This is a genomic window from Nitrospiraceae bacterium, from assembly GCA_035623075.1.
Classification (GTDB): Bacteria; Nitrospirota; Nitrospiria; order Nitrospirales; family Nitrospiraceae; genus DASPUC01.
The window spans coordinates 1-14,703 of the sequence record DASPUC010000030.1; the positions used below are offsets into that span (position 1 = coordinate 1).

A 14,703-nucleotide genomic window follows, 5' to 3' on the forward strand; every position below is an offset into this window, starting at 1 on the left:
GCCGGCCATCGTGAGAGCGGCGTTCTTCGATTCCGGTGGACGGAAGGCCGTGACTCCGTTCGAGATGACCTCTACCCCAGTGAGCGCCGTACAACCGGAGGAGAACGCCCTCAGCAGCAGAAACAACGAGACGGTTTCAACTCCAGCCTGCGCATCGACATTCTGTGGAGTGACCGGATTCACCCGGCCGGACAGGAATTGATAGGCTCCAACTCCTAACATCAATAGGAGCGAGCCGATAAATAAATAAGTTGGTACAGCAAACACCTTTCCCGACTCACGAACTCCCCGCAAGTTGACGAGCAACACGATCAAAATGGCAAAGACTCCGAGCGCAGTCCGATGGGGAAACAGCGCAGGAATGGCCGAGGTGATGGCCGCAATGCCGGCGGCGACGCTGACGGCGACGGTCAGGACATAATCGATCATCAGCGACGCAGCGGCGGTCAGCCCGGGCCATTCGCCGAGGTTCGATTTCGAGACGATATAGGCGCCGCCGCCTTCTGGGTATTCGAAAATGATTTGGGAGTAGGACAGTGTCAAAATCGCGAGCAGGAGGACGATCATCATACTGATAGGGATCGAAAAATGAGCGAAGGCCAAGCTCACTGGAATCAACACCAGGAGAATCTCCTCCGTGGCGTAGGCGACCGAGGACAGGGCGTCGGAAGAAAATACGGCGAGAGCCAGGCGTTTTGAGAGCCGTTCGTGCACCGCCTGAGCAGTTTTGAGAGGGTTCCCGACGAGCCAACGCTTGACGAGCATGCGAAGATTATCGCACAAACCGCGCGATTACGTGAATATTCGTGAATATTATTGAGGGCTCGGGAACTATGGGTCAAAAGGCTCAGGCGAGAAAGCCGGCAATGTGACTGTTTGGGGAGATTTTCCAGAGGTGCTGCGGGCGTGTCGGCATGCCACCAATTGGTGGTAGGTGCGGATTTCCAGGGGATTGACAGAGTCTCGGAACTTGAGTATCTTCCCTATTCCGTTTATTGAAAAAAATACCTCTTCGTCCATATGACGAAGGCTGTACCTTCATCGAGGAATCCTTCGGTCGTCATCTAGGTTCAACGGGTTCGGATTCGTTTCACTCTTTACATCAAGGAGGCCGGTCCATGTTTTCCCACCACAAACAAAGGGTTTGTGTTTCCACCCGTACGCTCGGCGCGATGGCAGCTGTGGCCCTGCTTTGGGCTCCGCTTGCATCGGCTGAAACTACATCCCACCAGGAGCAGGCGACGATCCCACAGCATGTGGCGATGAATCACCAGCTTCCTGGCTGGGCGGAGCAGCTCAAGGGACAGACAATCATCGAGGACACGATGGCGGGAAAGAGCGATCGTGCCGCGATGGTCGAGCAGCAGCACCAGCGCGTCATGCAGCACATGACCCATGACCCGCAGGTGCAGGGCGTCAACACCGGTATGTACAACACCCAGTCCATGATGCACCAGTATGGTGCCGGCGGGCAGGACATGCTGCTTGTGTCCGATCCCCGCGTTGAACCGGTGTCCACGACGAATGGCGGTAAGTGCCCAGCCACGGCCCCGGTTAAGCAATACAATGTGTCCGCGATCAACGTCGAGATCACTCTGAATCAATGGCTCGACTTCTATCCCGGGTACATGTACGTGCTCGACGAGAACCTCGACAAGGCTCGTGCAGAAGAGACCAAGAACAAGGAAGCCCGTGATAAGGAAGGGTACGATCCAGGTGCCGTAATTCCTGGAGTGCAGGCCCAGTGGATTCAACCGCTCGTGATCCGCGGCAATCAGGGCGACTGCGTCAAGATCAAGCTGTCCAACAAGCTCGAAGAGGGCGGTGGACCAGTCAGTTTGCATATCCACGGTTCCAGCATGGTAGTCAGCGCCACCGGCGCGGCTGCCACCACGACCAACCCCGATTCGATCGTCGACGAAAAGAAGAGTGTCGATTTCGAGTGGTACATCAGTCCGACCACGCAGGAAGGAGTTCGCCAGTTCCATACCTATAGCCAGGACCGTGAATTGACCGTGATGGGCCTGTTCGGAGCCTTTGTCGTGGAACCGCGGGGTTCAAGCTATCTGGAGCCATTGGGTTCAGGTGATGCGGCCCCCGCCAATAGCGGCTGGCAGGTCATGATCAAGAACGGGTCCGGTCCGGACTTCCGCGAGTTCGTACTGATCTATCACGAAGTCGGCGACGAAGCCTTCCGCCCGGTCAACAAGAAGGGCGACTTCTTGCCGCAGCGCGATCCGTTGACCGACGCCTATCGTCCCGGCGGCCGTGCGATCAACTATCGTAGCGAGCCGTTCGGCATCAACAACATGCATGTGCAGCACGAATACTTCGGCTTTGAAGACGAGTCGATGGGCTACAGCTCCTATACCTTCGGCGACCCGTCCCCGACGATTCCCCGTTCCTATATGGGTGACCCGGCCAAGTTCCGCTTGGTTCACGGCGGCTCGGAAGTCTTTCATTCGCACCATCCTCATGGTGGAACCATCCGATGGCCGCGCAGCCCGCGGGCGATCGATGATATGAATCTCTGGGCCACAGCGGTGAACGGCCCGGTGAAGTATCCCGTGATCCGTGCCAAGACCGACCGTGTTGACGTCGAAGTCATCGGACCGTCCGAAGCGCTGGATCTCGAGACCGAGTGCGGTTCCGGACTCTGCCAGCAATTGGCGGGCGACTTTCTGTTCCATTGCCATGTCGCGCACCACTATGTCGCAGGCATGTGGGGCTACTGGCGTGTCTATAACACGCTGCAAGTCGGTGACATGCGGAACGACGTCATGCCGGACCTGCGCGAGCTGCCGGATCGGAAAGGTCGTATCAAGGCGCCAGTGAGTTCCGACAAGCTGATCGGCCAGACCGTCGATTGGTTCGGCAAGCAGTTCACGATCATTGAAAAGGGCAAGAGCAACTGGAACACGAACCCGGCCACGATTACCGTCAAGGATTGGGTGTCGATGCAGTTGCCGACGCCGGGGAAGCCTGGTCACAAGGACGACGAGAAAGGCCAGATTGTCTCCTACGACGCGACGGTGTTGGACTGGACGTGGGAGGGCAATCGTGCGATGAGCGAGAAGGAGAGCACGACAGACAATCCCAAATACAAGTCCACGCACCCAGGCAAGCGGCATCCGATCATGTTTGAAGCATTGACCGGGAAAGTCGCGTGGCCCCACCTCACGCCGCACTTCGGCAAGCGCGTGATGTTCTCGCCGAACCACGTGGGTGCACCCTGGTTGGAGATGATCCGTCGGGAAGCCAGCGGCGACGAGAGCAACGATCAGGCAAGGCCAGGTGAGAACGGCGTGTGGAGTCTCTGTCCGGAGAACGCCGGACGGAAGGATTACAATGTCCATTTCATCAAGCTCCCGATCAAGATTGCCAAGGCACAGGGCAAAGAGCCACCCGTGATCGATCCGAACGGATTGATCTATGTACTTCACGAAGAAGAGGCGGCCATTCGTGCCAACGACGATCTGAAATATCCGTTGGTCGTGCGTGGCAACATCTATGACTGCGTCGATTGGATGCTGACGAGCGAGTGGGACGACGATGACTATACGAACTTCCAGTCGTCGAAGATCAACACGCATTGGCATTTCCTGCAGTTTGATAACCAGGCCTCGGACGGCGTGATTACCGGCTTCTCCTACGAGCAGTCGGTCCGGCCGTTCACGATGCTTGAGAAGAAAAATAAGAAAGGCTTGCCGCTTCCAATGAACACGGTGCTCACGGCACCGGCGAAGAAAGGTGGGAGCGCGCTCACCGTCAAGAATGCGGGCCAATATCACGTCGGCACGCTGATTCTGGTCGGGGCGGATAACGTGAAGGGGAACGAGGTTGTCCGTATCAAGGACATCAAGGGCAACACCATCACGCTCTCCAAAGGATTGAAGAACGACCATCCGGCGAACGACATCGTGACGGTCGAATTCGTCCGGCAACGGTTCTGGGTCGATGCTGACGTGGGAACGGTGTTCTGGCACGACCATGCGTTCGGCGCCACCACTTGGCCTCACGGGGGATTCGGCACCTTTATCGCCGAGCCGGTCGGGTCCACCTATCACGATCCGAAGACCGGGAAGCTCATTCGGAGCGGACCGATTGCAGACATTCGGACGGCCGAACCGGTGGGTCATGGCGTGAACAACAGCTTCCGTGAATTGATGGTGCAGGTGCACGACACGGTGCCCCACACCGTCAACATCGTGACCGCAGGCAATCCGCCAGGCCAGCCGGTTGAAGTGGCGCTCGAAGCAGGCAAGACCGTGTCGTTTATGATGCCGGAAAAGATCTATATGACGCCGATGCCGTTCTTGAACGGCGGGACGCACACTACCGGCAGTGGATTGAACTTCAGGGCGGGACCGATCGCACAGCGATTGGCGACGAACCCTGAAGCGTCTCAGATTTTCAACAGCGCCATTCATGGAGACCCCTATACGCCGCTGTTGCGCGCGTACGTGGGCGATACGATGGTATTCCGGCTTCTGCACACGCTCATGAACGAGACGATGACCTGGACGATCTCCGGCCATACGTTCTTGTCCGAGCGGTATGCAGGCGATGCGAACCGGAAGAACTCGATGCACATCGGCATCGCCGAACGGTACGATCTTGTCGTGCCGGAAGCGGGCGGGCCGAGGCATCAGGCCGGCGACTACATCCACTTCAACGGCCGGTCCTCCAAGTTCTCAGAGGGAGCGTGGGGGATCATCCGCGTCTACGACAAGGATCAAGCCGACCTGAAGAAACTGCCGGCCGGGTTCTCGATCAAGGGTGAGATGCCGAAGGCATTGCCGGTCTGTCCGGCCGACGCTCCGGTGAAGACCTATAACGTCGTGGCGATGGATTACCCTGCGATGAAGTTCAACGCGAAAGCACCCGAGGCGATCGAGGTGGACTTCGAGCGGAAGATCCTGATCACGAATCCCGAGGCGAAGATTTACGCGTTGGAAGAGGACGCGGCGAAGGTTGGCACTGCGGCGCAGCCGATGCCGTTGACCCTCCGTGCGAACGTCGGAGATTGCATCAAGGTTAGCCTGAAGAACAAGATGAAAGACAGCCGTGCCTCGTTCTCCGCCATCGGCCTCGCCTTCGATCCGAAAGATTCGTTGGGAGCCAATGTGGGGAACAACCAGGGCGATCAGACGATCGCTCCGGGCGGAGAACGGACCTACACGTACTATGCGGATCCGTTCATTGGGGAAACCACATCCTTGGTATGGGATTGGGGCAACGTGATGGTGAATCCGCGCAACGGACTGTTCGGCGCTATGGTGATCGGGCCAAAGGGCTCGAAGTACCGCGACCCCAAGACCGGTGCGGACATTTCCACCAAGAATGCCTGGGCCGCCGATGTCATTATCGATCGGTCGGTCCCAGGGAACGAGACGAGACCGAACTATCGTGACGTCGCGTTGTTCTTCCAGGACGAAGACAACATCATCGGCACGAGTTTCATGCCGTATGTGCAGAATGTCGCGGGTTTGACCGGTGTGAACTACCGGTCGGAACCCTATAAGTATCGCGAAGAGCAAGGCTGCTCGTTGGGCAAAGTGTTCCAGCCCTGCAAAGCTGATAAGCCGGAAGATCCGGCCACTCCGATCATTGAATCACATGCTGGCGATCCGGTCCGTATTCATGTGATTGGGGCGAGCAATGAGCAGAACGGAATGTTTAGCATCGAAAAGCATGAGTGGCCGATCGAGCCCTTCATGCGCGGCGCCGATCAGATCAGCGTCGTGGAGTTCTCCGGATCGGAAGTGTTGGATGCCTTCATCCCGTCCGCCGGGGGACCCTATCGACTGCCTGGCGACTATGTTTACAGCAATCAGCGGTTGCCGTACTCCCAGTCCGGGCAGTGGGGTTATCTCCGAGTGATGCCTGCCGGTGACCAACGGTTGTTGCCTCTTGCCGGCAGTGCTGCTGGAATGAAGAGCGCAGCTGTCGAACAGCCGGCGCAAGTCATTCCCATCGCGGTTAAGTAAAGCCGGACGCCCCCGCATCACACGGGGTGTGGGAGGAAGAGAGAGGGGGAGGCCGAAAGGCTTCCCCTTTTTCTTTGTACGGCTCATTTGATACCATGTTGAAAATCTTTTGCACCGATCAATCGGTCTAATTCGTTCTGGAGGGTATATGCGTGCGGCCGTGGTGTTTCTATGTGGATCGCTCTTGTTCGGAGCGGCACCGGTTTTCGCTTATGAAGAGATCCAAGTTTCGGATGGTGGTACCATCACAGGCAAAGTGACGATCACCGAAGGCAAACCTATTCCCAAAGGATTCAACCTGATCACGTTTCCTGATCCGGTCTACTGCGGGCGTATATCGACTGGAACCGGCTGGCGGATCCTCAAGGAATTTTCCGTGTCGCCTGATGGAGACCTCAAAGATGCGGTGGTGTTGCTGATGGATGTCGCCAAAGGGAAGCCGTTCAAGTTCGAACCTCCGACAATCGAAGCGCGAGACTGTCGCTTCCTCCCGTTTGTGAACGTGGTAAAGGATCGGGCTGAGGTGAAAGTCGTGAACATGGACCCGGTCTTCCATGACATACAGGCCTACGAAACGTCTCACCTTGGCCCGCGGGTCTTGTTCAATACGCCGCTCCCGATGAATCCTCATCACAAGCGGAGCGTCGGATCCGACAGTCATGAGCACCTTGCCGGTCAACCCATGAGTGAAGAAATTCATATGACCAAAGGACGACGGATTTTTGTGATGCAGTGTGGATTCCATGCCTATATGGAAAGCTGGGGCATGGCAGTGGATAATCCGTACTACATGCTGACGACTGCTGATGGACGTTTCTCCCTCACCGATGTTCCGCCCGGCGAATATACCCTTGTCGCGTGGCATCCCGGTGTCGGGACGATGCTGGAGAAGAAAGTCACCGTCCCGGCGAAAGGAACCGTGTCGGTGAATTTTCAATTTCAATCTCCCAGAGGTCACCGGAGTGCCCATGAGATCGAGGAAAACCCTCATTTCGGGCTGGAGGCGTTAGGCAAATCGCTTGATATCCGACCGACATTGGAGCTGCAAAAACCGTAATGCGCAAAGGGTGAAGCGTGATGCGTGGACCTCATAATGTTCTCCTGATGTTTTGTGCCCAAGCGTTGCTGTTAGGACTGGCAATCAGTCCCGGTTTGGCCTATGACGTGGTCGAGGTGCAGCACGGCGGGACGATCGAAGGTACGGTGACGCTGAGCGGCCCGGTGCCGGAGCCGAAGGGGTTCAACCTCATCACGTTTCCTGACCCGGCCTATTGTGGACGCATTTCGAATGGACAGGGCTGGCGTCTCCTCTACGATTTTGTAGTCAGCCCGCAAGGCGGATTGAAGGATGCCATCGTGTTTCTGGAAGGAGTCGAAGCGGGTAAACCGTTTGAAGTGTCTGTCCCGTTGATCGAGGCTCGCGACTGCATGTTTCAGCCGTTCATGACGATCGTTCGCAATGGCCATGCGGTCGAAGTCATCAACATGGACCCGGTGATGCACGACATCCAGGGATACGAGACGTCCATCGAAGCAGGCGCGCGGGTGCTCTTCAATACCCCGCTTGTCATGAATTTCCAACATCGGCGGGGCGACATCCGCGCGATTCACAATCATGCGCCGGGTAAATCGTTGGTCGGGCCGATCTACTTGAACAGGGGTCGTCGGACGTTCTACATGCAGTGTGGATTTCACGCCTTCATGGAAAGTTGGGCGATGGCCGTCAACAATCCTTATTACGCGTTGACGGATGGCAATGGCGCGTTCAAGGTCGACCATATTCCGCCCGGTACCTACCAGTTGGTGGTGTGGCATCCTCAGACCGGTCCCGGTGTCACAAAGTCCGTTACGGTTCAGCCGGATGGCACGCTCACCGAGAACTTGTCCCTTGTGGCTCCGAAAGGTAACCGCTCCGCCTACAAAGTGATGGATAACCCCCGCTTCGGGCCGGACACGCTGGGGTATTCCGTCGATATCCAGCCGCTTGTCGAACATCAACATTGATCACCCATGCCGGTGTCTCACCGCGACAAGGTCTGGTGGTGGACGCGCGCCGCTCTGGTTTCATACTGCGTCGTCTGTGCGGGAGGAGTTGTTACGAGTCAGGCTGGAGATGCGACCGTCCCTCCTGACTTCTCAGGTTCGTTAATTAAGAAAGTCGAGGGGCATCGACATCAAGCGCAAGTTTTCGCCAAAGGCGATCGGCTTCGCTTGGAGTACAAGTACGCACTCAAGACAGACCGGGGCTATGCCGCCATCGAGATCATCAGGCTTGATAAATTGGAAACGTGGTATGTGTTGGCGCAGCAGAAAGAATTGCTCGTGACTCCTTTGGATCCTAAGGAGGTCCTGCCGATTCGACCCACGTTACCGGGAGAAAAGCAACGAGTCCTGGTAGGAGCCGCGCGAGCAAGCGGGCGAGAGGCGCAGCTCTATGACGTGCAGACCGACTACCGCGGCCGCGCCGAACGGTTTTTTGAATGGGTGGATGTTGAGACCGGGGTAGTCCTCAAGTTGGTCAGTCAGGATAGGGATTGGTCGGTTGAATACGAACGATTCCGCGTCTCTCCTCAGCCTGAGTACTATTTCGATGAGCCGCCGGGTTACATCAAACGTGTGAGTCCTGCTGGACCTCGCATCCAAGGATAATTGATGACGAGTCGATTGATGAGGTTCGCTCTCGCGTTTCGATCACGCTTGTTTCTTGTGATCATTCTTGCTTGGTTCTGCGGGTGGAATGCTAGTCCCAGATCTCTCTTTGCAGCTTCCTCTTCCGTTCCAAAAGAGATTCAGTCGGCGTATGACGGCAAACAGTACCAGCAGGTCGTCGATGAGTTGCCGAAGTTGAATCCTGAACAACGTGCGGTTCCGGATGTTCGTCGAGTCGCGATACGTTCGTTGTTAAAACTCGGTAATCCCAAGGATGCCTTGACTGAATACGACCAACTCGAGGCGTCGCTCAAGCGGGAGGATCCCGCTCTTCTGCATGAGGTGGCCTTAGGGTTCATCGTGGTGTTGTTGAAGGATATGCGTGAACAGATGCGCGGAGCCGCGTACACCGCACTCAAGGAAATCGATCCAGAGGAGGCTCTTCCTTACTTTGAGGACGGTTTGAGCGATGGATCAGGTCCGGTCCGGGTTCTGGCGGTTGAAGGGCTGGGTCGATCCGAGGCAGGCCGGAAATCCATGAAGCTTCGGACTGCCCTCGAAGACCAAGCGGGAATCGTCAAGGCTCGCGCGATAAAGGCCCTTGGCCGAACTGGTGATTGGTCGTTAATCCCGCTTCTTGAGCCAGCGACGAAAGATGAAATGGCCATTGCACGGGTGGCGGCCTTTGGTGCCTTGATTCGGTTGGGACAGAAAGGGATGTGGGAATCCCTGCAGCAGGCGGCACAGGCAGCCAATCCGGAGGATCGTGCCGAGGCTCTCAAAGTCATGGTTGATCTCAAAGATCCGCGTGCGATTCCGATCCTGCTGGAGTTGCTGAGCTATCAGCAGCCTTCCGTTCGTGGAACGGCAGCCAGAGGGTTGGGCCAACTGGGACAAAAAAACGCCAGAGGGCGGATTGAGCAGCTCTTGAAGGATCCGGTTCCTGCTGTCCGTGAATCGGCGGCAGCCGGCCTTGCGGACCTCGGAGGGAAGGAGTCGGTTCCATCCTTAACAAAGACTCTGAGTGATGGAAACATGACGGTACGGGCTGCAACAATCGCGGCGTTGCTCCAGCTTGGCGAGCCGTTTGAGACAGTTGCGCCAACTGTGCTTGGACTGGCGCAACAGAACGATACAGCCGCACGTGCCTCTGCGGCCCATGCCCTCGGGAAGGCAATGAAAACCAATGCGAAGGATGCCGTGTCTTTGCTCGTGAGTCTAACAGCTGACCCGCTTCCTGGTCCAAAGATCGTCGCGCTACGGTCTCTCGGCCATATCGGAGACCGTGAGGTCTTTCCCGCTCTGAAGGACGCGCTACACGACTCCAATGAGGCCGTTCGTGCGACCGCTGGAGGAGCGCTCATCCACCTGCTGGTTGAAAAGAGCCAATCCGGAAAATAAGAGAGAACCGGCACTTGTTTGAGATTGACGAGGGCGGGTATATTGCTGTATACACACTCGGTCAAAATCCAGCCTCGCCGCTTTTGGGTCATGCCGATCGAGTGAAGAGGATGGGTCGTGCTCTCTCTCGTTTCCACACTGGCTGACGAGAGTGACAAGAGAGCAATAATATAAAACGATTCAGCCGGTTTTGTTCATCGTTCGTTCATCACAAGGAGGCAGTCACATGAAGAAGGGTGTAGTAGCAGTGGTGTTGAGTGTAGCGGCGGTGGCGCTGATTGCGGCACCTCTCGCTGCGAATGCCGGCGGGACCATTGCCGGTAAGGTTACGTATGCCGGGAAGTCTGAGCAGAAGGAGTTTCTGTTTTCCAAGTTCCCCAACCCCAAGTTCTGTCCGAAGAACCCGAACAAGAGCCTGATGGACGGGGACAAGCGGTTCTTGAAGACGATCGAAGTAGGTAAGGACGGTGGTCTGAAGGGCGCGGTCGTTGCGGTCGCGGACATTGAAGATAAGGCGTTCATGGATGGATTCGCCGGGGCAGAGGTCACGGCGGCGTTCTGCGAATTCCTCCCGTACACTGCCGTGGTGGTGAACACGAGACCATTCAAGGTCGAGAATACCGACTCCGATCCGGACGACCCCAAGTCGACAATGGGTGTGCTCCACAACCCCCACAGCTTCACCGTGAAGGGCTCCACGTCGGCGACCGGTTTCAACATCGGTCTGGCCAAGAAAGGTGACAAGCTCGAGAAACCGGTGACCTTCCGTGGTGGAGCGGAGAAGGAAGGGTATTATCGTTTACAGTGCGACCAGCACGAGTTCATGCAGTCCTTCTTCCTCCCGGTGTCGAATGCCCACTATGCGGTGGTCAAGGAAGATGGGTCCTTCGAGCTGAAGGATGTTCCGGCAGGCAAGCACAAGGTGGTGGCCTGGCATCCGTTTGCCGCAAAGGGCAAAAAGATCGAGTTTGAGGTTGAAGTGCCGGAAGGCGGAACCGCCAACCTCAAGGCCGAGATCAAGTAAGCTCGTACGTTTCTCGACGGGTTTCCCCCGTCATCGAAGGGCAGCGGAGCAATCCGCTGCCCTTCGTGTTTTTGGCCGCTGGTTGCGCAGCTTTCTCCGCCTTGCCTTTCACTTTCCGATCTAGGTAAGATGCCGACTTTCAAAGCTATTTGGCTTGAAGGGATGGGTGTGTCACGGGAACTTTCGCTCGCAGAAATGTTCCAACTCGGCTACTACTGGGAGACAAAGATCCTGCTCGCAGCCGTTCGGCTGGATATCTTTTCTGCATTGGACGGCAGGCCCAAAACCTCTCGAGACGTTGCCGGGAAAATCGGGGCTCACGAGCAGACGTTGGAGCTGCTGTTGAACGCGCTTGTGGCGATGCAGTTGTTGACCAAGAACGGAAACTCGTACAGCAACTCGACGATCGCAACCGCCCATCTGGTGCGCCATTCGCCTCAATACATCGGTCATCTTCTCTTGCTGCATGACGCAGAATGGGAGAACTGGGGCAAGTTATCGCAAACAATCAGAACTGGACAGCGATCGGTCGATCGCCATGTGTTCGAAACCGACCCGGAACTGGGTGGAAACGTTCTCGCCGTTCTTCATCGGATCGGGCAGCAGAGCGGCCCTGATCTCGCGAAACGACTTCAACTGAGCGGTCCGGTTCGAATGCTGGATCTGGGAGGCGGGGCCGGGACGAACGCAATTGCCTTCTGCAGAATCTACCCGGAGTTGACCGCCACGGTGTTCGATTTACCTGCCACGCTGCGGCTCACAGAACGAACAGTGAAGGAAGCCGGGTTGGAGTCCAGAATCACGCTGCGTTCAGGTGATTTTAATCAGGACAACCTGGGTGGACCATACGACTTTGTCCTCATGTCCGATATTCTGCACTATCAAGATTTTCCGACGAATGCTGCCTTGGTCCAGAAGGTCTATTCTCACCTGGCGCCGGGCGGTCGCCTGGTGATCAAGGATCGATTCCTGGACGAAACAGGAACCGGTCCGGCTTGGACCACCGCGTTTGCCGTGCACATTCTGGTCAACACACAGCAAGGTCGTTGTTACAAAACATCGGATGCCATTCACTGGATGACTCAAGCCGGATTCCACTCAGTAAGTGAATTGGAGCGGACAGCGGTTGTACAGGGGATGAGGGCCGCGAGGTAATTGCACCATGGACTGGCTACGACATCCCGGATTCTTTGGAACTCATGCCACGATCGGCGCCGACCTCAGCCAACTCATGGCCACTCTCTTCACCGGTCTGTTCGTGTTCGGTTGGGTTCAAGCGAAGAAGCGCCAGGCAGACACCCACCACTGGCTGATGCTCGGAGGCATGGTGGCCATGCTGGGGTTCTTCGTGAGTTACTATCTTTTCCGGCAATTGGGCGTGTTGGCCTTTGAGGGGAAAGAAGGCTTCGGTGGCTCGCAGGCGCTGTACGATTATGTCTTTATCCCCATTCTTACACTTCACATTATTCTGGTCATTGTCGGATTAGTGATGGCGGTCTACATGATCGTGTTGGGTTTCCGGTCGCAGCAGGTCATCGATGGAGTCCGCTCGCTCAAAGAATCGCTCCTACAGACTTCTTGGACAAAGATCGGTCTCATCTTCGGAGGCATCACGGCGGTTGTGCTCCTGTTGTTTTTGTTCCGCGCGATGACAGCAGGATTCTCCATGCGCAAACTGGAAGTCTACATCGGCTTGCTACTGCTCGTCGCGATCGTATTCGCGATTGAGATGGCCATCCAGCGGATCTGGCCGAATGGAGCTCGGCGGCACAGGGCGCTTGGTCGCTTCACCATGATCATCTATTGTGTTCTGTTTGTGACGGGCACCACGACCTACACGATGCTGTATATCCTCTACCCCGGGAAGATCGGATAGTGATGGGTGACTAGTGACGCGTGACAAGCACAGAGCGCGGGAACCTGGCGAGGGTATCTACTCCGCAACTCGTTACATGTCACGCATCACGCATCACGGGGGCTTGTCATGTTGACCTGTGGGTGTGGCCGCTGGATGCACACGGAAGGGATCGAAGAACGTGCGTATGACGAGGGTATGCCTCAATGGTTTATTCGGAGCGAATGTCGAGGGTGCGGCCTACGAGTGGGTATCGACCTGCCTGCTGGGGAGACCCACGGCCTTGTCGATAGGCTGATGTGGACGGACGACGCACTCCATCGGCTTGACCGACTGCCTCCCTATGTGGCTCCGTTGTTCCGTGACGAAGTCGAGCAGGATGTGCGGGTGCGCGGTGAACGAGTGGTGACCTACGACACGTTGTTTCGGCCGCGAACCGGAGCGCAAATTGTCTGGGACGCTGAGGCGGAGCGACGGCTGGATAATGTGCCGGCGCCGGTTCGCGCCATGGCGAAAGTTGAACTGGAGCGGACGGCGGCAGAACGTGGCGAGACCCGCGTGACCGTAGCCCTGATGGAAGAAATAAAGGCCAAGTATTTCGGCATGGCCGCCTCAAAGGCCGTGACGGGAGAGAGTTGACAAGTGACGAATGTTCTGCGAACGGGGGAGTGCGGGCCTGACGCGTCACGCGTCACATGTCACGCATCACGAAACTGATGTTGCATCGAATGGCGCTGCGAGTGCTCCCCAGTTTGAGCTTGACCGTCACAGAGGAATCTGTGCGCAAGAAGAAGCGCCTCGTGATGTTCGTGCCGGGATTGGTTGCGTTCGGAGTCTATCGACTGGCCAAGCATCTGCTGCCATTGTCTGAGCCAGTTGTACTGATGCTGGTCAGCGGGGCGGTTGCCACCGTGACATCGTTAATGGTCTATCGAACTGGTCGAGGGGAGCCCTGGCCAACAATCCTCCAACAGGACGGTACTCGATTGCTGGCGTGGCTGGCCGGGTGGATCGGATTTGTCTATGGCGTGCAACTGTCGTTGCTCGTGCTGGCACTCCTCTGGCTGGTCGGCTATGACTATTTGGCACATCCGGACGGGCCGGCGATGATGGCGATCATTATTTCGTGCACGGCCGTCGCGCGCGATACGTTTGAGATCGGGCACGTGCGAAAACTTTCGATAATTGGCCGACCATTTCCGACCTTTCCTGACGGGGCCGCGCTACGAGTAATGATAGGGGATCGTTCGGCCCAACTCGGGCCCTGGTTGATTGCCGGTTTGGTCGTGGGCTCGCTTGGAGCCTGGCCGGCGAGTATGATCGCGGACAGCTACGTTGCCGTGCTTGTTCAGATTACGACTATCACGATCCTCGGTGGGGCCGTCGGGCTCTTTGCGTACTTCGGCGGGTTTCGATCGACCACTTCTTGGATGCGCGGGTTCGCGGAAACAAAAACCGGCGAGTTAGTCAAATATTGGTGGTGGCCGGGGCTCGCCTTTACGTCGACTTACTATCTGGTGGTGGTGGGAGCGTTGCTGTTTCTTGTCAAACAACCGACGATCTCCACGGTGCAAGCCTCTGTCGGCGGGAGTCTCGTGACCGCCATGATGGCGATCTATTGCTACTATCTCGGGTATCGTCGATCCATTGAAGAGCAACAAGGCCAGAGTCTGTCCGGCGCCGTGCTTCGTTGTCCGTTTGTCATGGGGATTCTCGGAAAATCCCCGAGTACCATGATGGCAGCCCCCGTCGCTCCTGGCTCGAAGGTCGTGTGATGATATCGC

Annotated in this window: 11 protein-coding genes; 10 read left to right on the forward strand and 1 reads right to left on the reverse strand. The window is 56.8% G+C overall.

What is annotated here, in order from left to right; genetic code table 11:
• The coding region (locus VEI50_10690) for an amino acid permease (protein ID HXX75585.1) at positions 1-765 on the reverse strand (765 nt) is incomplete at its 3' end.
• 353 nt (positions 766-1,118) lie between these two features.
• Here VEI50_10690 and VEI50_10695 point away from each other — a divergent pair.
• The 10 genes from VEI50_10695 (at position 1,119) to VEI50_10740 (ending at position 14,694) form a co-directional block, all read left to right on the forward strand.
• On the forward strand, positions 1,119-5,990 hold the full coding sequence (locus tag VEI50_10695; GenBank protein ID HXX75586.1) for a multicopper oxidase domain-containing protein: 4,872 nt from the start codon (positions 1,119-1,121) through the stop codon (positions 5,988-5,990).
• 148 nt (positions 5,991-6,138) lie between these two features.
• Positions 6,139-7,047, forward strand: coding sequence for a carboxypeptidase-like regulatory domain-containing protein (locus tag VEI50_10700; GenBank protein HXX75587.1), 909 nt, complete (start codon positions 6,139-6,141; stop codon positions 7,045-7,047).
• Positions 7,048-7,067: 20 nt separating this feature from the next.
• Positions 7,068-7,994, forward strand: a complete 927-nt coding sequence (locus VEI50_10705; protein ID HXX75588.1) for a carboxypeptidase-like regulatory domain-containing protein — start codon at positions 7,068-7,070, stop codon at positions 7,992-7,994.
• A 6-nt stretch (positions 7,995-8,000) separates the two neighbouring features.
• On the forward strand, positions 8,001-8,639 hold the full coding sequence (locus tag VEI50_10710; GenBank protein ID HXX75589.1) for a hypothetical protein: 639 nt from the start codon (positions 8,001-8,003) through the stop codon (positions 8,637-8,639).
• A 3-nt stretch (positions 8,640-8,642) separates the two neighbouring features.
• Positions 8,643-10,040 carry a HEAT repeat domain-containing protein gene (locus VEI50_10715; protein HXX75590.1) on the forward strand — a complete coding sequence of 466 codons (1,398 nt, stop codon included), beginning with the start codon at positions 8,643-8,645 and terminating at the stop codon, positions 10,038-10,040.
• A 226-nt stretch (positions 10,041-10,266) separates the two neighbouring features.
• On the forward strand, positions 10,267-11,064 hold the full coding sequence (locus VEI50_10720; protein ID HXX75591.1) for a hypothetical protein: 798 nt from the start codon (positions 10,267-10,269) through the stop codon (positions 11,062-11,064).
• 129 nt (positions 11,065-11,193) lie between these two features.
• Positions 11,194-12,219 (forward strand): methyltransferase, encoded by a 1,026-nt coding sequence (locus tag VEI50_10725; protein HXX75592.1) that lies wholly within the window; start codon positions 11,194-11,196, stop codon positions 12,217-12,219.
• 7 nt (positions 12,220-12,226) lie between these two features.
• Complete coding sequence (locus VEI50_10730; protein HXX75593.1) at positions 12,227-12,940, forward strand: DUF420 domain-containing protein; 714 nt, start codon at positions 12,227-12,229, stop codon at positions 12,938-12,940.
• 108 nt (positions 12,941-13,048) lie between these two features.
• Entirely contained in the window at positions 13,049-13,558 is a 510-nt protein-coding gene (locus tag VEI50_10735; GenBank protein ID HXX75594.1) for a PCP reductase family protein, read from the forward strand.
• Between the two features lie 56 nt (positions 13,559-13,614).
• A complete protein-coding gene (locus VEI50_10740; GenBank protein ID HXX75595.1) occupies positions 13,615-14,694 on the forward strand; it encodes a hypothetical protein in 1,080 nt (359 codons plus the stop codon).
• Positions 14,695-14,703 lie beyond the last annotated feature (9 nt).